The sequence below is a fragment of the Paraburkholderia elongata genome, from assembly GCF_013177735.1.
In the GTDB taxonomy this organism is placed as follows: domain Bacteria; phylum Pseudomonadota; class Gammaproteobacteria; order Burkholderiales; family Burkholderiaceae; genus Paraburkholderia; species Paraburkholderia elongata.
The window spans coordinates 1-19,257 of record NZ_WOEZ01000010.1; the positions used below are offsets into that span (position 1 = coordinate 1).

General features: G+C 61.0%; 19 protein-coding genes and 2 pseudogenes. 12 read left to right on the plus strand and 9 right to left on the minus strand.

All coding sequences use genetic code 11. The annotated features are described in order from the left end of the window. Positions 1-286: 286 nt before the first annotated feature. A pseudogene (locus GNZ13_RS01785) lies at positions 287-1,074 on the plus strand (transposase); the annotation flags it as partial. Between the two features lie 101 nt (positions 1,075-1,175). On the opposite strand, the gene ltrA reads toward GNZ13_RS01785, so the two are convergent. Continuing rightward, positions 1,176-2,483, minus strand: a complete 1,308-nt coding sequence (ltrA, locus tag GNZ13_RS01790; RefSeq protein WP_172159939.1) for a group II intron reverse transcriptase/maturase — start codon at positions 2,481-2,483, stop codon at positions 1,176-1,178. A 537-nt stretch (positions 2,484-3,020) separates the two neighbouring features. Here ltrA and GNZ13_RS01795 point away from each other — a divergent pair. Then, positions 3,021-3,410: pseudogene (locus GNZ13_RS01795) on the plus strand (transposase); the annotation flags it as partial. Positions 3,411-3,525: 115 nt separating this feature from the next. Here GNZ13_RS01795 and GNZ13_RS01800 read toward each other — a convergent pair. Continuing rightward, positions 3,526-3,714, minus strand: a complete 189-nt coding sequence (locus tag GNZ13_RS01800) for a DUF2934 domain-containing protein (protein WP_172159941.1) — start codon at positions 3,712-3,714, stop codon at positions 3,526-3,528. 51 nt (positions 3,715-3,765) lie between these two features. After that, positions 3,766-4,125: a superinfection immunity protein gene (locus GNZ13_RS01805; protein WP_172159943.1), complete on the minus strand. Its 360-nt coding sequence runs from the start codon at positions 4,123-4,125 to the stop codon at positions 3,766-3,768. A gap of 378 nt (positions 4,126-4,503) precedes the next feature. Between GNZ13_RS01805 and GNZ13_RS01810 the strand changes: the two genes are divergently transcribed. Next, the gene (locus tag GNZ13_RS01810; RefSeq protein ID WP_172159945.1) at positions 4,504-5,388 is read left to right on the plus strand and encodes an SDR family oxidoreductase; all 885 of its coding nucleotides are present in this window, start codon (positions 4,504-4,506) and stop codon (positions 5,386-5,388) included. 421 nt (positions 5,389-5,809) lie between these two features. Further along, positions 5,810-6,139 (plus strand): hypothetical protein, encoded by a 330-nt coding sequence (locus tag GNZ13_RS01815; protein WP_172159947.1) that lies wholly within the window; start codon positions 5,810-5,812, stop codon positions 6,137-6,139. A 125-nt stretch (positions 6,140-6,264) separates the two neighbouring features. On the opposite strand, the gene GNZ13_RS01820 is transcribed toward GNZ13_RS01815, so the two are convergent. Beyond that, on the minus strand, positions 6,265-6,708 hold the full coding sequence (locus GNZ13_RS01820) for a MarR family winged helix-turn-helix transcriptional regulator (protein ID WP_172159949.1): 444 nt from the start codon (positions 6,706-6,708) through the stop codon (positions 6,265-6,267). 156 nt (positions 6,709-6,864) lie between these two features. Between GNZ13_RS01820 and GNZ13_RS01825 the strand changes: the two genes are divergently transcribed. Continuing rightward, positions 6,865-8,403, plus strand: coding sequence for a DHA2 family efflux MFS transporter permease subunit (locus tag GNZ13_RS01825; RefSeq protein ID WP_172159951.1), 1,539 nt, complete (start codon positions 6,865-6,867; stop codon positions 8,401-8,403). Positions 8,404-8,450: 47 nt separating this feature from the next. On the opposite strand, the gene GNZ13_RS01830 is transcribed toward GNZ13_RS01825, so the two are convergent. Beyond that, positions 8,451-9,128, minus strand: a complete 678-nt coding sequence (locus GNZ13_RS01830) for a FadR/GntR family transcriptional regulator (RefSeq protein ID WP_407945598.1) — start codon at positions 9,126-9,128, stop codon at positions 8,451-8,453. Positions 9,129-9,380: 252 nt separating this feature from the next. Here GNZ13_RS01830 and dgoD point away from each other — a divergent pair, with 252 nt between their 5' ends. The 3 genes from dgoD to GNZ13_RS01845 all read left to right on the plus strand — a co-directional run bounded on the left by dgoD (position 9,381) and on the right by GNZ13_RS01845 (position 11,385). Next, positions 9,381-10,529, plus strand: coding sequence for a galactonate dehydratase (gene dgoD / locus GNZ13_RS01835; protein WP_172159953.1), 1,149 nt, complete (start codon positions 9,381-9,383; stop codon positions 10,527-10,529). A 287-nt stretch (positions 10,530-10,816) separates the two neighbouring features. Beyond that, the gene (locus GNZ13_RS01840; protein ID WP_172159955.1) at positions 10,817-11,119 is read left to right on the plus strand and encodes a hypothetical protein; all 303 of its coding nucleotides are present in this window, start codon (positions 10,817-10,819) and stop codon (positions 11,117-11,119) included. A 26-nt stretch (positions 11,120-11,145) separates the two neighbouring features. Next, positions 11,146-11,385 carry a YodC family protein gene (locus GNZ13_RS01845; protein ID WP_172159957.1) on the plus strand — a complete coding sequence of 80 codons (240 nt, stop codon included), beginning with the start codon at positions 11,146-11,148 and terminating at the stop codon, positions 11,383-11,385. Between the two features lie 84 nt (positions 11,386-11,469). On the opposite strand, the gene GNZ13_RS01850 is transcribed toward GNZ13_RS01845, so the two are convergent. Further along, positions 11,470-12,399 carry a CopD family protein gene (locus GNZ13_RS01850; protein ID WP_172159958.1) on the minus strand — a complete coding sequence of 310 codons (930 nt, stop codon included), beginning with the start codon at positions 12,397-12,399 and terminating at the stop codon, positions 11,470-11,472. Next, the gene (copC, locus tag GNZ13_RS01855; RefSeq protein ID WP_172159959.1) at positions 12,396-12,773 is read right to left on the minus strand and encodes a copper homeostasis periplasmic binding protein CopC; all 378 of its coding nucleotides are present in this window, start codon (positions 12,771-12,773) and stop codon (positions 12,396-12,398) included. Before copC ends, GNZ13_RS01850 begins: the two co-directional genes overlap by 4 nt. A 368-nt stretch (positions 12,774-13,141) precedes the next feature. Between copC and GNZ13_RS01860 the strand changes: the two genes are divergently transcribed. The 4 genes from GNZ13_RS01860 (at position 13,142) to GNZ13_RS01875 (ending at position 17,727) form a co-directional block, all read left to right on the plus strand. Next, the gene (locus GNZ13_RS01860) at positions 13,142-13,873 is read left to right on the plus strand and encodes a c-type cytochrome (RefSeq protein WP_172159960.1); all 732 of its coding nucleotides are present in this window, start codon (positions 13,142-13,144) and stop codon (positions 13,871-13,873) included. Positions 13,874-13,894: 21 nt separating this feature from the next. Beyond that, positions 13,895-15,193, plus strand: a complete 1,299-nt coding sequence (locus tag GNZ13_RS01865) for a c-type cytochrome (protein WP_172159961.1) — start codon at positions 13,895-13,897, stop codon at positions 15,191-15,193. A 121-nt stretch (positions 15,194-15,314) separates the two neighbouring features. Next, on the plus strand, positions 15,315-15,935 hold the full coding sequence (gene trhA / locus GNZ13_RS01870) for a PAQR family membrane homeostasis protein TrhA (RefSeq protein ID WP_172160061.1): 621 nt from the start codon (positions 15,315-15,317) through the stop codon (positions 15,933-15,935). A gap of 223 nt (positions 15,936-16,158) precedes the next feature. Next, complete coding sequence (locus tag GNZ13_RS01875) at positions 16,159-17,727, plus strand: DEAD/DEAH box helicase (protein WP_172159962.1); 1,569 nt, start codon at positions 16,159-16,161, stop codon at positions 17,725-17,727. A 38-nt stretch (positions 17,728-17,765) separates the two neighbouring features. Here the strand turns inward: GNZ13_RS01875 and GNZ13_RS01880 are convergent, their stop codons facing one another. Both GNZ13_RS01880 and GNZ13_RS01885 read right to left on the minus strand, forming a co-directional pair. Next, entirely contained in the window at positions 17,766-18,290 is a 525-nt protein-coding gene (locus GNZ13_RS01880) for a hypothetical protein (protein WP_172159963.1), read from the minus strand. Between the two features lie 128 nt (positions 18,291-18,418). Beyond that, positions 18,419-19,246: a ferritin-like domain-containing protein gene (locus tag GNZ13_RS01885; RefSeq protein WP_172159964.1), complete on the minus strand. Its 828-nt coding sequence runs from the start codon at positions 19,244-19,246 to the stop codon at positions 18,419-18,421. Between the last annotated feature and the right edge of the window lie 11 nt (positions 19,247-19,257).

Sequence of the window (19,257 nt, forward strand, 5' to 3'; positions counted from 1 at the left end):
TGTCAACCATCAGTCACTGGCTCGGTCACGCCAGCATCAACACCACCAATCGTTACGCAAGTGCCGACCTGGAAATGAAGCGTCAAGCAATTGCTCGCGCAGGAGTCGCTAATCCTATCAGGCCAAACGCTTCATGGCGTCGCGACACTTCCGTGATTGAGTGGCTTGCTGCGCTTTAGGGGCGATCTAATGGGGAGTCCGGTCGCTCGGACTCCTCTACCTGTAACCGCTTCCATTGGCGACTCCACATTACTGAACTCTCGACATTAGTCAAGTAACGTTATGTGTAGCATTAATCGACGACGAAGGGGTGTACCAGCCCAGCGAATCGAGCTTCCAGTGCGTGCTGCGCGAGCATGGGCCGACCCAACACCGAGGCCATGCCAAAGCACCGCGCAAGAACCGTCCGCCAACCACGCATGTAGCCATCGCACCGCGCCAGTTGCGATGTTGGGACATGACGTACTTGCCTGCCGAGATCGTTGGGCGCTGGATTTACTTGTGCCTGATTCTGGACGTGTACAGCCGCAAGATTGTGAGCTTCGAGGTGCACGACAGTGACGACGCCGACCATGCGGCGCACCTGGTCAAGCGCACGGCGCTGGCCGAAGGCACCAACGCCATGACGGCCAAGCGTGTGCCGCACGGTGACAACGGCTCGACACTCAAAGCCACGACCGTCTTGGCGATGCTGAACCGGCTGGGCGTTAAGCCGTCGTACTCCCGCCCGCGCGCGAGAGCAATGACAATGCTTACGTCGAAAGCCTGTTCCGCACGGCAAAGTATCGGCCGGAGTTCCCCGACAAGGGCGTCGCCAGCCTCGACGAGGCTCGCGCTTGGGCTTCGCGTTTCGTGCATTGGCTCAACCACGATCACCGGCACAGCGGCATCCGCTACGTCAGCCCCGCACAACGTCATGCGTGTGAAGACGCCACGATCCTCGCCGCTCGTCACGAGGTATATCTCCAGGCCCGTGAACGAAGTCCGCGGCGCTGGTCGGGCACCAGGCGGAACTGGGCACCCATCGGCGCGGTGACCCTGAACCCCGAACGTGATTCCATCGTCAAGACACATTCTGGAGCGATATACAGCCATTGGCCGCATGACCGAAGGTCGAGTGGCCCGAGGGAACTGCCCCCTCAGGCTCTCACAGATCCGTACGTGAATCTCTCGATTCATACGGCTCCTCGTGTCCGCCGTTCTTCGAAACAGAAATCCCAGTGCGCGAACAGTTGGGGAAGACTCTCCCGACATCGTTTGAGCCATGCCCAAGATCGTCGTTTGTGTCCCCTCAGCCGCTTGTACTTGTTGCGCGCCCACCCGCCAAGCCGTAAGTCTATTCTGACCAGGAACCGTTTTAGCGGCTCCGGATAGAAGGCACCGTAGTAATTCACCCATCCCCGTACCATTGGGTTTATGCGCCGCGCCAACTCGCGCAGTGTCAATGAGGTACTCCGATTAAGACTCATGCTTCGGATGGCCTGAGACATACGCTTCAGCGCCTTTTGACTCACCGCGGGTCCGAAACCCGTGAACAACTGCCCCGCTCGGTCTTGCACTGTCCGAGCGTGAAAGCTGAAACCAAGGAAGTCGAACTTAGTGTGGGTATGTTCCTCTCGACGTCGTCCATCTCTGCAGTAAACCAAGCGCGTCTTTTCCGGGTGTAGCGAAAGCCCACAAGCGGTAAGCCGCGCCCGCAAGGCAGACAAAAACTTTTCCGCCTGCTGCTTCGTCCTGCAATGACAGACAACATCGTCGGCATACCGTTCAAACGGCACCTCCGGATGCTCAGTCTGAACCCATCGATCAAACGCGTAGTGAAGAAAGAGATTAGCCAATAGCGGACTGATCACTCCACCTTGCGGAGTGCCTCGATCCCGAGCAACCAGCTCCCCGGTTTGCTTCTGTACCGGACTCTCTAGCCAGCGTCTGATGTAGAGTCGTGCCCATGGCTCCGAAACGTGCTTTTCTACCGCACGCCTGAGAAGCCCGTGGTCGATGGTGTCAAAGAAGGATTTCAGGTCAATGTCGACTACCCAGTCGTAGCGCCAGCAGTTCCTTCTCGCTTGCGCAACAGCTTGCTTCGCCGATTTGTTAGGCCGATAACCGAACGATGATGAATGGAATATCGCATCGATTCCCGGCTCAACCAGTAACTTGACCGCCATCTGAGCCACTCGGTCAGTGATTGTCGGTACCCCGAGAGGACGAAACCCGTCCCCCTTCGGTATCAGCACCTCCTTGACCGGTTGAGGAAAGTAACTCCCCGAACTCATTCGATTCCACAGAGCGTACAGATTTCTCGCCAAACGATTGCGGAAGGTTTCAATACTCTCCCGGTCCACGCCCGGTCCGCCTTGATTGGCAGCCACGCGTTTCCAGGCTTCCCAGATCAATCGCTTGGGTATCTCGAACGACTTGGCGTCAACCCCGGAATCATCCCGCGTCGCAGTTGTTCCATGATCTCCACCAGACAAGGTCATGCCTTCGCTCCGGAAGTCATTACAACCCCTTCAACGCTACTACGCATGACTCCGCCCCTGTGCCTCGCATCGGTACTCTCACTCTCACGGGTTCTCCGCTTGAGTTTCTCCCTTGACATCGAGACGACAGGTTCCCAAGTTCCATATCCACGCCTGCAGAAAGGTCGCGCCACCTCTATGCCGGATGCCGTCAAACCCACCTTCAGGTTGCCGTTTGACTGATCCCGAGGCGTTGTCGAGTCCTCGGTTTTGACATCATTGCAATTATCGACACTTCTTCGATGGTTCACTTTCGTTCGCCTCCTTACTGCACACCTGACGGGATTCATCCCGCCTTTTCCACAGACGCTCACCACACCCGCTCTTAACGAGTGCAGCTCTGGGTGGTTTGGTATCACCGCCTGATCGGCGACACCGAGGGGCCGGCCCTCATCACGGATACAGCATGTACAGCGACGTACTATCGCTTTCCTTCTTGGCACACCGACAACTATCTTGTCACGTCCGGACAAGATAATTGTCGCCGCCCAGTCAACCGTTCTTGCTGCCGTGCTGCGTGACGCCGGCGCCGATCCCAAGCAAGTCCTTGCCGACGCGGGCTACCGGTCGGAAGCGACGTTCGAACAATTACGCGAGCATCCGGCCGAGCTGATCGTGGCGCTCGGACGCGAGGGCAAAAAGGACGTGAAGATCGATGCCAGCAAGCGGCCGCTGTGCGCCGCGATGGCTGAAAAATTCACGTCTGCCGAAACACAGGCCGCCTATCGCAAACGCAAATGGCTATCCGAGCCGCCAAACGCCTGGGTAAAAAGCGTGCTCGGGTTCCGCCAATTCAGCATGCGCGGACTGGCCAAGGCCCAGGCCGAGTGGAAGCTCGTCTGCACGGCGTTGAACCTGCGCCGAATGGCGAAAATGATGTACGCGTAAGCCCGGAAAGGGGGGCCATTTCAAGCAATTTCGTCGTCGACCAAGCCATTCTTTGGTAGGTCGGCGCGCCAAACCGAAAGCGGTCGCGATGCCGGACGCCGCAGCGTCCCCGCTGTCAGCTCAAAACTCGTCTGCCGCGCAGACTCCTAGTATCTGAATCCAATTCTGCGAGCGAGCCATCTGCGCCTAGCTGCTGCCGTGCCTTTCCCCAATATTCCTGGGAGCGCCCGTCCGGACTTCCTTCTTTCTCCCAAAGATAGAACGCGAGCGTACGAATTTGCTCCTCGGTAACAGGTACATCCATTTTCAATCTCCCAAAAAATACCTTCAATTCATGCGTGGTCCGCGACAACCGCTAACCTCTTTGTTGGTAACGACGGTTTGCTGCGATTCGCGCGACTACTGGCACCAAACGAGGGTTCAACACAGGAATTGAGCCAGCACGACTTTCAGCTCGAGCAACTATTGCATCAATGGTGACTCGTGCGACCGCGCGTTGTGCCCGCCTCGCGAAGTGCTTCAGTCGACGGTCGCTGACCGGATGCCGCGCCCATACTAGCGCTGCGAACCAACCGATTACCGTCCATCCGAGCAGGATGTTCACCATGGTCACCGCAAAGGCGTCTTCGCGTTCTCTTGCGTCTGCAATCATTGCAGGCACCAGATAAAGCATCAGCGCACCTAGGAACGCTGCACCCTCAATAATCTTCAGCATTTCGACACCTCGCTACAGCCTTGGTCAGTTGACGAACTTCAGATTAGTGGCCTGCGTACACACGTCCGACAGAGGTAGTAGCTGCAACGAGCAACGCCGCAAGAATTTTGCTTTTCATGATGCAATCTCCAATCCGATTCCAGGAGCGCCGCAAGTCCGGTGAGACGCGCGCCGCTTACAGGAATCAGTTTAGATGCGGCCTATCTTTTTTCTAGACCGATAGCGTGAAATCACTATTGCAAAAGGCCAAACAATGGCGCTCCCTACCGCCCATCGCAGGTTCGCGGGTATCCCTATGCTGGAGGAGGTCTTCGCACTGTCCCCTGCGCGCCAATGACTGCAGAAGCGTATGCTGCTGTAAGTCATCAGGAGACGACCATGACCCTTGCTGGCAAGACACTATTCATGTCTGGTGGCAGTCGCGGCATCGGACTCGCGATTGCACTCAGAGCCGCACGCGACGGCGCGAATGTCGTGATTTGCGCAAAGACTGCCGACCCAGACCCGCGTCTCGAGGGGACGATTTATACGGCGGCTGCAGCTGTTGAAGCTGCTGGCGGCAAGGCGCTCCCGCTTGTTGTGGATATTCGCGACGAAGAACGCGTGAAAGCCGCAGTTGCCGAGACCCTTGGGTTGTTCGGTGGCATCGATATCCTCGTCAACAATGCCAGCGCCATTCGACTGACCGGCACGCTTGACACACCCGTCAAACGGTACGACCTGATGCATGGGGTCAATGGCAGAGGAACGTTCGTGTGTGCACAAGCGTGTCTGCCTCACCTCCTCAATTCGTCGAACCCGCACATCCTTACGCTGTCACCGCCACTGGTCAGCGACGCGAAGTGGTTTAAGGATTTTCCGGCATACGCCATCGCAAAATACACGATGAGCCTATTCACGCTGGCTCTTGCCGGAGAGTTCAAAGACCGAGGTGTCGCAGTCAATTCGCTATGGCCCCGAACAGCTATCGCGACCGCTGCTGTGCGAAACGAGATTGGCGGTGCGGAAATGATTGCAGCATGTCGCAAGCCCGAGATAGTCGCCGACGCGGCCCACTATATCCTGACGCGCCCGGCCAAAGAGTGTTCGGGAAATTTCTTCCTCGACGACGAAGTCCTGCTGGCAGCCGGTGTGCGCGACTTTGCACAGTACGACGTGCAGGCTGGGGCTGCATTGCAAGCGGATTTCTTTGTGGAGGCCTTGCCGGGCATGTTGGCGGCGGACAATATGACGAAGCGTACCTCCCGCAACCCACTCCTCTAAAAAGTTAGGGTGTGCGGAAACGGACGCAGTTACGTGCGCTAGAATCGCTAACTTCGTTGACCTGGCCGAGTAATTCTGAAGTGCGCGGTCGCGCGATTCGCTGGCCGCACAATGAGCGCAGGCTAGCCGCCGAGCACCGAGTCTAACGAACTGAAGTCACAACGCCGACGGGACACCTTGACCACACCGGAAGCAACGCGGAAACCGTCCCTGAAACCGATTGTAAAACTAGGCGCGACTGCTACCTGGAGCTGCTATCCTGAGAACCTTAGCAGCCGCGAAACCAAGCCGGACAAGGCTCACCGGCCATCTGCCGCGAGTCCCTGATTCGCCACCAGTTGCAAGAGAAAGCCGCTGATCCACAAGGTCAGCGGCTTTTTTGTTTTGGCTTTCCAAACAGCAACTTCAAGGAGGGTTCTTGATGACGTTCCGTACCGCCGCGCTTGCCGTGGCCACCGCATCCGTCGCGCTTGTCACCGCCGCATCATCGCTTTGCGCTAACGCCCAAACGCCGCCCGACAGTCAGTGGCGCGCCAGTCCGATCACGCTTCCGACGTTGCTGCAGGACGGCTACAAAATCGTCGCCGTCGTAAACGGCGCTCGTGTCAATGCCGGCTCGGCCGATACGATTTTCGTTCAGCGCGATCAGAGCGCCTTCAAATGCATCGACCCGTCGCCGGCCGATGCGAAAGCCAGGGCTGCGTGCTTCGAACTGGTTCAGCCGTCGGGCGCCGCGCCTGAATCCAAATAAGCGGATGACTTTGCAGATGCGAGCCATCGGCTTTAACGCTCGCAACAAAAAAGGAGCTGGCTTGCCAGCTCCTTCGCAATCTCTTCTCCCGGTCCTGCTCCAACTAAAACAGGCAAGCCCCGCGCTCAGCGATCCACCAACCGGCTGAGATTTCCGCGCACCCGTTGCAGCAGCGCGATGAGCTGCTTCGCTTCTTCGTCGGTAAAACCGTTCAGCGCTTCGAGCGCGATTTCATCGCCCACTTTGCGGGCCTTGCCGAGCGTGCGCTCGGCCTTCGGCGTCATACGCACCTGGCGCTCGCGGCGATCCTGCGGATTGGGCGTGCGCTCGATCCAGCCGCCCTCTTCCATACGGTCCAGCAGACGTCCCGCCGAAATCGGCGCGACTTCGAGCAGGTCCGCGAGTCGCGCCTGGTTGACGTCGCCGTAATGGGCGAGGTTGGCCAGCACGCGGCACTGCGCGCGCGTCAGATCGACCGATGACTTCGCGAGATCGTCGAAACGCTTGCCTGTCAGGCGGCCGACGTCGGAAATCAGAAAGCCGAAGCGTTCTTCGAGTTGGATGGTCATGCCCGGATTATACGAAAGGCTTTCGTTTGTCATCGTCGAAACGGGTGCAAAACCGGCGCAGCGTGCGCAATTCAGGCTCCGCATAAATCCTGGTGGGCGGATGCGCTTGCAGCCAATATAATAAGCATGCTTACTATCTCGAAGATCCCCCTCCCCATGTCCTCCGACTCCCCGTCGACGAGTGCCGCCGCCCCGCTCAACCGGCCGATGATCACCATCTCGATCATGCTCGCGACGCTGATCCAGACGCTCGACAGCACCATCGCCAACGTCGCGCTGCCGCATATGCAGGGCACGCTGTCGGCGTCGCAGGATGAGATCACGTGGGTGCTGACCTCGTATATCGTCGCGGCCGCGATCGCCACGCCGCTGACCGGCTGGCTGTCCGACCGGCTGAGCATCAAGCGGCTGCTGATCTTCTCGATCGGCGGCTTCACGGTGGCCTCGGCGCTGTGCGGCTTGTCGGAAACGCTGACGCAGATCGTCGCGTCGCGTTTGCTGCAGGGGATTTTCGGGGCCTCGCTGGTGCCGCTGTCGCAGTCGATCCTGCTCGACATCAATCCGCGCGAAAAGCAGGGCCAGGCGATGGCGGTGTGGGGCATGGGCGTGATGGTCGGACCGATTCTCGGGCCGACGCTCGGCGGCTGGCTCACCGATAGCTACAACTGGCGCTGGGTGTTTTTCATCAACGTGCCGATCGGCGCGTTTGCGCTGTTCGGCGTAGCGACCTTCCTGCCTGCGCGTGAACCGAAGCACGACGCGAAGTTCGACGCGTTCGGCTTTGCCACCCTGGGTCTCGCCATCGGCGCGCTGCAGGCGATGCTCGACCGCGGCGAGCAGCTCGACTGGTTCGGTTCGCATGAGATCGTCATAGAGGCGCTGGTCGCGGCGATCAGCTTCGCGTTCTTCCTCGTGCATACGGCGACGGTCGGCAAGAAATCGTTCTTCAAATATGAGTTGCTGAAGGACCCGAACTTCGCCACCGGCACGTTCTTCATCTTCGTGATCGGCGCGGTGATGTATGCGACGCGCGCATTGCTGCCGCCAATGCTGCAGAACCTGATGAACTATCCGGTCGCGACCACGGGTCTCGTCACGGCGCCGAGCGGCGCGGGGACCATGGTCGCGATGCTGTTTGCCGGGCGGCTATTGAAGCGGATCGATGCGCGGCTGTTGCTGCTCGCCGGCTTCCTGATCTCGGCGTTCGCGCTGTGGCAGATGATGCATTACACGATCGTGCTGTCGGCATCGGACATTGTCTGGCCTGGCGTGATCCAAGGCTTCGGCCTGGGCCTTGTGTTTGTGCCATTGAGCGCGCTGACCTTCTCTACGCTCGCGCCCGAACTGCGTGCGGACGGCACCGCGACGTACAGCCTGATGCGCAATATCGGCAGCAGTATCGGCATTTCGATCGTGCAGACATTGATGACGCGCAACACACAGGTCTCGCATGCTGACCTCGCGGCGAATATCACACCCTTCAATCCGGCGATCCAGCCCATGCTCAACAGCGGTTCAAATTACGACCTGGCGGCGCTGAACGCGTCGATTACGCAGCAAGCGTCGATGATCGCGTATCTGAACGACTTCAAGCTAATGTTCCTGGCCACGCTGCTGGTCATTCCGCTGCTGCTGTTGATCCGCCCAGCGCGCCAGGCACCGGATGCTTCTGTGGCGCATGCGGCGATGGATTAAACGCGATGAAGGAGTCAAGCGGGAGCGGTGGCGCACTCGCGTCACGCTCACCCCTCGATTCTTCCGCGCGTCACGCCCAGCAACCCCGCCATCGCCTCTCGCGCCGCCACGGCATCACGGTCGCGGATCGCTTCGAACACCGCCGTGTGTTCGGCCAATGATGCGTTGAACACATCCGCGCGTTTCGCATTCAGGCGTAACTGCGCTTCCAACGTTCGCTCGATCAGCGTGCCGAGCGGAATCAGCAATTCGTTGCTGCATGCCGTCAGCACGCTCAAATGAAACTGCAGATCGGCACGGACCCATTCATCGACATTGCGCGCCGCGACCATCGACGCATGCGCTGCGGCCAGCGCGTTGAACGTGTCGTCCATATGCGAGGCCGCCGCCAGACCTGCCGCGTACGGCTCGATCATCTCGCGCATTTCCTGCAACTTGAGCGCGAAGGCCATCGGCTCGGCGACGCGCGAGTACCAGTCGAGCACATCGACATCGAGCAGATTCCAGGCGTGTTTCGGCCGCACCCGCGTGCCCACCCGCGGACGCGACTCGATCAGTCCTTTCGACGTCAGCGTACGCAGCGCCTCGCGCAACACCGTGCGGCTCACGCCGAAGGTGTCCATCAACTCCGCTTCACGCGGCAGGATCGAGTCGGGCGCGTAGTCGCCGCGCAGAATCGCGGTCGCCAGCAGATGGGCGACGCGCCCATGCAGATCGTGCTGAATAGCTTTCTCCCTGCAGCCTCTCGGCGCTATTGATATCGGACCTGAGCCCGGAATGGATGGCGATTATCCAGCATCTCGACCTTGACACCCACTGCTTCGCCTCAGTCCCAGGTAGCCACCACCTGACCACCCATCGGCCAATATTTGGCCAATAGTACTATTAATAGTACTTAACCGCGCTTTTGTTGTAGCATGTGAATCCTCGAAATTGGCCGCACACGCAGGCGCCCAGGCCGCAAGGAGACGCACACCATGAAAATCACCAAGCTCGAAACCTTCATCGTTCCGCCGCGCTGGTGCTTCCTGAAGATCGAAACGGACGAAGGCATCGTCGGCTGGGGCGAGCCGGTGGTCGAAGGCCGCGCGCATACGGTGGCGGCTGCCGTCGAGGAACTGTCCGACTATCTGATCGGCAAAGACCCGCTGCTGATTGAAGACCACTGGCAGGTGATGTATCGCTCAGGCTTCTACCGCGGCGGCCCGATCACGATGAGCGCGATCGCCGGTGTCGACCAGGCGCTGTGGGACATCAAGGGCAAGCATCATGGTGTGCCGATTCATGCGCTGCTCGGCGGCCAGGTGCGCGACAAGATCAAGGTGTATTCGTGGATTGGCGGCGACCGTCCGAGCGATGTCGCGAACAACGCGCGCGCCGTGGTCGAACGCGGCTTCAAGGCCGTGAAGATGAACGGCTCGGAAGAGTTGCAGATCATCGACACCTTCGACAAGGTGCAAGGCGTCATCAACAACGTCGCCGCCGTGCGCGAAGCGGTTGGGCCGAACATCGGCATCGGCGTGGACTTCCACGGCCGCGTGCATAAGCCGATGGCGAAGGTGCTGGCCAAAGAACTCGACCCGTACAAGCTGCTCTTCATCGAAGAGCCGGTGCTGTCGGAAAACGCGGAGGCCTTGCGCGACATCGTCAACCAGACCAACACGCCGATCGCCTTGGGTGAACGTCTGTATTCGCGCTGGGACTTCAAGCACATTCTGTCGTGCGGCTACGTCGACATCATCCAGCCGGACGCGTCGCACGCGGGCGGCATCACCGAGTGCCGCAAGATCGCGTCGATGGCCGAGGCGTACGACGTTGCGCTCGCGCTGCACTGCCCGCTCGGCCCGATCGCTTTGGCCACCTGCCTGCAGATCGACGCGGTGAGCTACAACGCGTTCATTCAGGAACAGAGCCTGGGTATTCATTACAACCAGGGCAACGACCTGCTCGACTACATCAAGAACCCCGAAGTCTTCAAATACGAAGACGGCTTCGTGTCGATTCCGCAAGGCCCGGGCCTCGGTATCGAAGTGAACGAAGAGAAGGTACGCGAGATGGCGAAGGTCGGCCACCGCTGGCGCAATCCGGTGTGGCGCCACGAGGATGGCAGCGTCGCGGAATGGTGATTGTGTAACGGCTTAACGGCTTGATGGAGCGCCGCCTGCGGGCGGCGTTTTCTTTCCGGCGCCCGGCGCGCGCGTTACGGCGGCGTGACGCGCACGCCGTCGCAGTTACGTAACATCACGGACCGGAACGGCCCGAAGTTGCACTTCCCAGCCTTTTAAACACCCCGCCCCGCATTGCGCAAAGCCTTATCCAGAAAGGCTTTCCCGCCGTTGGTTCGGCATCAGACATACGCATGGCCCGCTCCTTGCTCAAATGCATTCAAACAACACATGCATCGGGGAACATCATGGGCGAATTCCTTCCAGACTATCTGCTCCGCGAACAGGCCGCCGTCGGCGCGCTGGTGGTGTTCGGCGTGCTTCGCATCATCGGCGCGATGCTCGCCTATGAACGCGGCTGGCGCATCTCCGTGGTCGAAAAATGCTTTATCGCTGCCGCGGTGCTGTACTGCCTGCCGCAGCTCTTCGATCTGCTGACGCATATGTACGGCTCGCGTGCCGCAGGCGCGGAACTGGAAGGCAAAGCAGCGGGCTGCGCGATCGCGCTCTTCTGCGCGCCGATTCTCGGACATCGGCTCGGCCTCGAATAATCCGGCTGATCGAACGGATGCTCACCATGCGACTGGGAAAGAGACCTGCAAGGCCCCCGAAGCCCGCAAAACCCGCTTACCGCACCGGCGACGTCGTGACGCTCAAGTCCGGTGGACATCCAATGACGGCCACCTGGACCGGGCCGGTGCTGTTCGCGCCGGGCAACTGGCTGATCTGCCAGTGGTTCGGCGACGACGGCGAACTACAGCAGGAGATGTTTCCGGAAGAGACGCTGGAACGAGCGCACAACGCGCTCGCCGCCTAGAGTGCAGCAACGGATAGCCGGCCACCGCCGAGCGACCGTGTGTATTGCGCCGCACGCTTTTGCTGTGCGGCGCTTTTTTTAATCTCAGCCCAACGCAGCGAATGCCGGCACGCTGTGCGACAACACCGCCGCTGCGACGAACACGCCGATGATCGCCAGCGCTTCCAGATACAGCACGTTGACGAAGGTGTGCGCGTCCATCGTCGAGGCCGTGCGGCGCAAGCGCGGCAGCGCCAGGAAGCGGTTGAGTCCGCCGAGCACCAGCGCGAGCGCGACCAGCGTAAGCTTCAGCGTCAGCACATGGCCCCACGTGCTCATCTCGATCGCTTCGAACGAGCCGCCCGAACCGCGCACGGCATTGAAGATGCCCGTCAGCAGTACCAGTCCGACCGCCGCCAGCGATACGTTCGACACCTGCGTCGCCGTGCGGATCAGCATCCCACGGGCGGTGGACGTGCCGAGCGCGGGCAATACCGAGAGCCCCGCCGCCATCGCCAGGCCGCCCCAGACGCCCGTGACCAGCACATGCAGCGTCTGCATGCCGATCGCCGCCGAGACGGGGCCGGCATCGGCCGCGTGCCCAAGCGACGCCTTGCCCGCCGCAATCGCGATCACCGCGAGCCACAGCAGCGCATTGCGCAGCATGCCCGTATGGCTGGCCATGGCCGTGCCCAGCAACACCAGCGCGCCGGCGAACGCCACGCTCCAGCCGTAACCGACATGGGTTTGCGTCAATACGGTCGGCACCACGCCGATGGCCGACGGCAACGCGACGCCACTCATCGACGCCGCCTGATACAACAGCCAGCCGAGATCCGCGAGCACAAGCACGACGGTGGCTATCAGCATCGACCGTTGCGCGCGCAACCAGGCCGGCCGCGCAGGGTTGATCTTGGCCTGCGCGTCCTTGGCAAGCCACGCGCCGAGCAAGGCCGAACCGACGGCAAACGCAAAGGCGACATTCATGAGCGCGGCCATGGCGACCTGCCCGATCCACAGTCCGTCCATGCTCATTTGACGATGAACGCGAAGTTGCCTTGCGTGCGGTGGCCATCCGTGGCAACCGCAGTCCAGTGCACCGCATAGCGGCCGGCCGTCAACTGCGGCAGCGCCAGATGCATCACCTTTGCGTCACTTTGGTCGACTTGCGACGCAGCCGTCGCGGCCGGTTTGCCGCTCGCGTCGCTCAGTTCGATCCTGCTGAAAGCCGGCTCGAGCGGTTCGGTGAAACGGATCGTCACTTCAGTGGCGGCGGCCACTTCGGCGTTCGCCGCCGGCTCGCTCGACACCAGATGCGCATGCGCGAACGCCGTGAACGTCATGACCAGCGCGGCGGCGCCGAACGTCAACGCACGCTGCGCCGGACGGGAAAAATTGAATAGCTTCATGTAAGGCCGATAGCTTGTGGAAAGTAAACGGTGGACGTTGAGCCAGGGAGCGTGGGCGTCGGACAGACGCCGGCGCGCCCGGAAGTGTACGCTTCGATGGTCGGCGCGCGCGTCGGTTCAACCTGCTTTGTTATGCAAACCGACGGAAACGAGACTTGTACCCGCGGTCCCACAGACAAAATCGAGATGGCCGGCCCACTTGTCAGACGGTGGCGCGCGGCAAACTGTCGCATAGCTGTGACACCCGGAACCTTCTCTAATGTGGCAAATAGTCACCATCACCCTTCGATGATAGAATGCTGCGTCGCCGCAGCGCCGGCTGCCCTTCACACCGAGCCGCTCGAAGTTCGGTCAGGTCCCCGATTTTGATGGAGTTACGCGTGTCTTCAAGACGCATTTTCCGCCCGTTGCTTGCCCTTCTGCTGATCGGCTCCGCGGGTGTCTATAGCGCTGCGAAAGCGCAGACTCAACCGAAGGCCCCCGATACGATGGAAGCGCGCGTGCAAGGCTGCACGGCCTGCCACGGCTCGCATGGCCAAGGTACCGACAACGACTATTTCCCGCGTCTGGCGGGCAAGCCGGCCGACTATCTGTACAACCAGTTGCAGAACTTCCGCGAAGGGCGCCGCAAGTACCCGCCAATGAACTACCTCGTCACGTACCTCTCGGACGACTACCTTCACCAGATCGCCACGTACTTCTCGCAGCAACGCCCGCCCTACCCGGCGCCGGCCAAGCCGACCGTGTCGGCGGCCATCGTTGCGCGCGGCCAGCAGATCGTGCTGAACGGCGACGCATCCAAACAGATTCCGGCCTGCGCGGCCTGCCACGGCAAAGCGCTGACCGGCATGGAACCCGCTATCCCTGGTCTGGTCGGGCTGCATGCTGATTACATGAGCGCGCAGTTGGGCGCATGGCGTTCGGGCTCGCGTCATGCCATCGCACCTGATTGCATGCACACCATCGCCACGCGTCTGACCGATGACGACGTGAACGCCGTCGCTTCATGGCTTGCCACGCAAACGGCCCCACAAAACCCCGTGCCGGCTCCGGCCCGCTCGATGAAGACTCCGCTTGCCTGCGGCAGCGAACCGCAATAAGGCACCGGGAGAGACACTCAAATGAAACGCAAGTCTTTGTTCGCCCTCTCGGCAGTCGTCGTCGTTGCGGCTGCCGCACTCGTTCCCGTCCTGTGGTCGGGCGGCGACAACCTGCATAACGGCACGGCCATGGCGGCAACGCCCGCCGACCAGGCCGCACTGATCAAGAAGGGCGAGTATCTCGCCCGCGCCGGCGACTGTATCGCCTGCCACACGGTGCGCGGCGGCAAGCAGTTCGCCGGCGGCCTGCCGATGGCTACGCCGTTCGGCACGATGTTCACGCCGAACATCACGCCTGACGACGAGTACGGTATCGGCAAGTGGACGCAGGACGACTTCTACCGCGCGATGCACACGGGCCGTTCGAAAGACGGCAGCTTGCTGTACCCGGGCTTCCCGTTCACGAGCTACACGAAGGTCACGCGCGCCGACTCGGACGCGATCTACGCGTACCTGCGCTCGGTTACGCCGGTCAATGTGCCGAGCCGTCCGCACGAACTGAAATTCCCGTTCAATCAGCGCAACATGCTGATCGGCTGGCGCACGCTGTTCTTCCGCGAAGGCGAGTACAAGGCTGATCCGACCAAGTCGGTCGAATGGAACCGTGGCGCGTACCTGATCGAAGGCCTCGGCCACTGCGGCATGTGCCACACGTCGATCAACGCAATGGGCGGCCCGGTCAGCTCGGCTGCGTTTGCCGGCGGCTTGATCCCGCTGCAGAACTGGTATGCACCGTCGTTGACGTCGAACAAGGAAGCCGGTCTCGGCGACTGGGAAACCAAAGACATCGCCGATCTCCTGAAGACCGGTGTGTCGAACCGCGGCGCGGTGTTCGGTCCGATGGCTGAAGTGGTTCACAACAGCCTGCAGTACATGTCGGACGAAGACATCAACGCGATGGCTACGTACCTGAAGACGATTCCTCAGAAGAGCGAAGCGCCGGAACCGCTGCAGCTCGAGACCTCGGAAAAGTTCGGTGGCGAACTGTTGAAGCAAGGTCAGAAGATCTACGCTGACAACTGCGCGAAGTGTCACGCGGAAAATGGCTTGGGCATGCCGTCGTCCTTCCCGCCGCTTGCGAACAACCAGTCGATCCAGATGCCGTCGGCGGTCAATCCGATCCGTATGGTGCTGAACGGCGGTTACCCGCCGAGCACGGAAGCCAACCCGCATCCGTACGGCATGCCGCCGTTCGCACAGGCGCTGTCGAACACGGAAGTGGCAGCCGTCGTGACGTACATTCGTATGTCGTGGGGCAACCACGGTACGGCTGTGTCGCCGCAGCAAGTGTCCGATCTGCGTTCGGCGCCACTCGACTAAGCAGCGTGAGATGCACCTGGGGCGCGGCCTGCGAATAACGCGGCCGCGCCCTTCGTTTTTTCAGGACCGGTATCATGTGGGTGGTATAAACCCTTATGAAACCGTGCAGGAGGAAAGAGCCGTGCATGTCGGTGAGCGTTTCAACAGCATTACCCATCTCGTCGGCGCCGTGCTGTCGGTGGCGGGGCTGGCTACGCTCGTGACAATGGGCGCGCTCGACGGCGACGCGTACAAGGTGGTGAGTTTCAGTGTCTACGGTGCGATGCTGTTCGTGCTGTATGCTATCTCGACGCTTTACCACAGCGTGCGCAACCCGCGTGTCAAAGCGGTTCTGCAAAAATGCGACCATTCGGCGATCTATCTGTTGATCGCCGGCAGCTACACCCCGTTCACGCTTGTCACCTTGCGCGGACCGTGGGGCTGGTCGCTCTTCGGCGTAAGCTGGGGGCTTGCCGCTCTCGGCATCGTGCAGGAACTGACGCTCGGGCGACGCACCCGCAGCGTTTCGATGGTGCTGTATGTATTGATGGGATGGCTCGCGCTCGTTGCCGTCCGCCCGCTGGTTCAAGCTTTACCAGCAGCGGGTACCGCCTGGCTCGTGGCCGGCGGGATCATCTACAGCGTCGGTATCTACTTCTTCATCAACGACGAGCGCATCCGGCACGGACATGGTATCTGGCACCTGTTCGTACTGGCGGGCAGTCTGTGTCAATTCGTCAGTGTTGCGCGCTACGTCGCGTGACATCCCACGGCGGCGAAATGCAACTTAAGGCCAGTCAACGTGTCTGCATAGCGCGTTGAAGCATTCGGCACGCATTTGAGCGTGCCGCCGATTTCTCTGCGACCGGAACCGGGCTTTGGCCTCGAACGCGCCATGCGGGCGTGTTCATGCCGTGCTTGTATCAGCTTGGGCCCAATTGGTGCCGTCTGGTGCCGTTCGCGAAACTGCATTGCAAAGAGCATTTATGTCTTTTGATTCCCTCGGCTTGTCCGAACCGCTGGTCCGCGCTGTACACGAACTCGGCTACACCACCCCGACTCCGATCCAGACGCAAGCGATCCCCGCCGTGCTCAACGGAGGCGACCTGCTGGCCGGCGCGCAGACCGGCACCGGCAAGACCGCCGGCTTCACGCTGCCGATCCTGCAGCGTCTGAACACCATGCCCGCTGTCACCACGGCCTCGGGCAAGCGCGCCGTCCGCGCGCTGATCCTCACGCCGACGCGTGAGCTGGCCGCACAGGTCGAAGAAAGCGTGCGCGCCTACGGCAAGTATCTGAAGCTGAAGTCGACCGTGATGTTCGGCGGCGTCGGTATCAATCCGCAGATCGGCGCGCTGCGCAGCGGCGTGGACATCGTCGTCGCGACGCCGGGCCGTTTGCTCGACCACATGCAGCAGAAGACCATCGATCTGTCGCATCTCGAGATTCTCGTGCTCGACGAAGCCGACCGCATGCTCGACATGGGCTTCATCCACGACATCAAGCGCGTGCTCGCGAAGTTGCCGCCGAAGCGTCAGAACCTGCTGTTTTCGGCCACCTTCTCCGACGAGATCAAGACGCTCGCCGACAACCTGCTTGACTCGCCGGCGCTGATCGAAGTCGCCCGCCGCAACACGACGGCTGAGACGGTCGCGCAGAAGATCCACCCGGTCGACCGCGACAAGAAGCGTGAACTGCTCACGCACCTCATCAAGCAGCACAACTGGCACCAGGTGCTGGTGTTCACGCGCACCAAGCACGGCGCGAACCGCCTCGCCGAACAGCTGACCAAAGACAGCATCAGCGCACTGGCGATTCACGGCAACAAGAGCCAATCGGCCCGCACACGCGCGCTCGCCGAGTTCAAGGACGCCACGCTGCAAGTGCTGGTCGCGACAGACATCGCCGCACGCGGCATCGATATCGATCAGTTGCCGCACGTGGTCAACTACGATCTGCCGAACGTGCCGGAAGATTACGTGCACCGCATCGGCCGCACGGGCCGTGCAGGTGCGACGGGCGAAGCGATCTCGCTGGTGTGCGTCGACGAACTGCAACTGCTGAAGGACATCGAGAAGCTGATCAAGCGTCAGGTGCCGCAGGAAGTGATCGCCGGTTTTGAGCCGGATCCGACTGCGAAGCCGGAACCGATTCTGCGCCGTGGCCAGGGTGGTGGTGGTGGCGGCGGTGGCCGTTCGCCGCGCCAGGGCCAAGGTGCGCCGAAACGCGACGGCGCCCGACGTGAAGGCGCATCGTCGTCTGCAAAGCCGGCGCAACGTTCGGGTCAGCGTCCGGCGAATGGTCAGCAGCAGCCGAAACCGCAAGGTGCGAAGCCGGCCGGCAACGGTGGCCAGCCGCGCCGCGACGGCCAGCGTCATGACGGTCAGCCGCGTGCAGCGGCGCACGAAGGCAGCGCCGCGCAACATGCGCCGCGCAAGCCACAGGGCGCAAAGCCGCAAGGCGGCAATCCGGGTGCGTTGCTGGGTGGCGCAAAGCCGCGCAACGACGCGCCGCGTGGCGGCCAGCCGACGCGCAGCGGCCAACGCGGCCGTTAAGTTTTAAGCACTGCCTGCTCGCTAGCTGTCGTCCCAGACTAACGGCTAGCCGCAGCGGCAGCTTGCTTCAGGTGCTCGATCTGCCGTTCCCATCGATCGAGCACCGTCTCCCCTTCCCCTTCCAGTTCAAACGTAATGCCGCTTGTCAGGCGCGCATAACGCACGCTCTGCGCCTCCCCTGTGTCGATCGAGCCGATGAGGTACACGAGGCCGCTGTCATCGCCTGTCACGCCCGCTAGCGGCGTCCAACGCAACTGCACTTGATAGAACGCCTCGTCGCAGACGAACGTCAGCGCTGCCTGGCCGCTTTGCGCGATCACGCGCGCCGCCCGAGCCTGTGGCCACAATGCGATGCACAGCGAGCGCGAATCAGGCGCGTACAACTCGCCGACGCCGACGAGCGACGTGCGCACGTGGCCGTTCGCATCGACGGTGAGCAGCGACGCGGTGAATCCCGTCTTGCTCGCCAGTGAAGAACCGTCGAATAACGTGCGGACGGCGTCAGGCCATTCGTCGAACACGTTCTGTTCGAGCGGACTTTCGGGGGAAGGAGAATCGCTCATCGTATCGATCCGGTCAGAAACAAGTTGCGAGGGTTGCCAGGATCAATCATGCCTCGAAAAACGAATGGCCCGCACAACAAGCGGGCCATTCATCTTTTTCTGTACGCTGCGGACTCAGCAGAAAAACATCAGCGAAAGAACACATGCTGCGTGATCTTGGCAAGCGGGTAATGCACGCCCGGCTGAATCTTGGCCGGCAGATTAAGCGGCTTGAGCAGCATCTTCACGCACATGTCCGCCGACAGATTGCGCCGCACCAGTGCATTGATGCGCGCCGCGCGTTCGCGGTTATAGGCCGAATCGTGCACGCGCTCAGGATAACGAATCGCGAAGACATGGCGCAACGCGATCTCCGAGTCTTCGTTCTTGATTTCCATCACACGGCGCATCAACGCGCCGAGAACCGCAAGACGGCCATTGCCTTCGATCTTGTTGTACTTCTTGAAGAACTTGAAAAAGTGCTTGTAATGGCGGACTTCGTCCGTGCGGATGTTGTCGGTGATCTGCTTGAGCACCGGTTCGTCCGAACATTCGCCGATCGCGCGATACAGCGTTGCGGTGCCCGTTTCCACCACACAGCGGGCGACCATCTCGAGCGCGCGGGTCTTTTCGAAGTCTTCGACCGAGCAGGTCAGCGAATACTCTTCCATGAAATTGCGGAATGCGGTGTCCCAATCGAACTCAGGCCAGACGTAGGCGACATACGTCTTGAGCGCGCGGCCATGCTGCATTTCTTCTGGCTCCCACTCCTGGTTGAGCCAGGCCGAAACTTCCGGGTCGCCGTTGAAAAAAGTGCTCAGATTGCTGGTGTAAAGATCGGTGCCGCTTTCGATAAACGAAGCGGCGCACAACAGAAGCAGCAGGTCTTCGTTAGCGACTGCCTTCTGGCGATCTATGCGGGTGAGGTCGATATCCTCGATCCGCCAGGGCATCACATGGTTCAGCTCAGTGTGCATTGTGTCTTTGC

Coding starts and splice junctions, on each gene's coding strand:
- GNZ13_RS01810 (WP_172159945.1), top strand. CDS start 4,504: ATGACCCTTGCTGGCAAGACACTATTCATGTCTGGTGGCAGTCGCGGC.
- GNZ13_RS01860 (WP_172159960.1), top strand. CDS start 13,142: ATGGAGTTACGCGTGTCTTCAAGACGCATTTTCCGCCCGTTGCTTGCC.
- GNZ13_RS01845 (WP_172159957.1), top strand. CDS start 11,146: ATGCGACTGGGAAAGAGACCTGCAAGGCCCCCGAAGCCCGCAAAACCC.
- GNZ13_RS01885 (WP_172159964.1), bottom strand. CDS start 19,246: ATGCACACTGAGCTGAACCATGTGATGCCCTGGCGGATCGAGGATATC.
- GNZ13_RS01800 (WP_172159941.1), bottom strand. CDS start 3,714: ATGGATGTACCTGTTACCGAGGAGCAAATTCGTACGCTCGCGTTCTAT.
- copC (WP_172159959.1), bottom strand. CDS start 12,773: ATGAAGCTATTCAATTTTTCCCGTCCGGCGCAGCGTGCGTTGACGTTC.
- GNZ13_RS01805 (WP_172159943.1), bottom strand. CDS start 4,125: ATGCTGAAGATTATTGAGGGTGCAGCGTTCCTAGGTGCGCTGATGCTT.
- GNZ13_RS01825 (WP_172159951.1), top strand. CDS start 6,865: ATGTCCTCCGACTCCCCGTCGACGAGTGCCGCCGCCCCGCTCAACCGG.
- ltrA (WP_172159939.1), bottom strand. CDS start 2,483: ATGACCTTGTCTGGTGGAGATCATGGAACAACTGCGACGCGGGATGAT.
- GNZ13_RS01815 (WP_172159947.1), top strand. CDS start 5,810: ATGACGTTCCGTACCGCCGCGCTTGCCGTGGCCACCGCATCCGTCGCG.
- GNZ13_RS01820 (WP_172159949.1), bottom strand. CDS start 6,708: ATGACCATCCAACTCGAAGAACGCTTCGGCTTTCTGATTTCCGACGTC.
- GNZ13_RS01875 (WP_172159962.1), top strand. CDS start 16,159: ATGTCTTTTGATTCCCTCGGCTTGTCCGAACCGCTGGTCCGCGCTGTA.
- GNZ13_RS01850 (WP_172159958.1), bottom strand. CDS start 12,399: ATGAGCATGGACGGACTGTGGATCGGGCAGGTCGCCATGGCCGCGCTC.
- dgoD (WP_172159953.1), top strand. CDS start 9,381: ATGAAAATCACCAAGCTCGAAACCTTCATCGTTCCGCCGCGCTGGTGC.
- GNZ13_RS01840 (WP_172159955.1), top strand. CDS start 10,817: ATGGGCGAATTCCTTCCAGACTATCTGCTCCGCGAACAGGCCGCCGTC.
- GNZ13_RS01880 (WP_172159963.1), bottom strand. CDS start 18,290: ATGAGCGATTCTCCTTCCCCCGAAAGTCCGCTCGAACAGAACGTGTTC.
- GNZ13_RS01865 (WP_172159961.1), top strand. CDS start 13,895: ATGAAACGCAAGTCTTTGTTCGCCCTCTCGGCAGTCGTCGTCGTTGCG.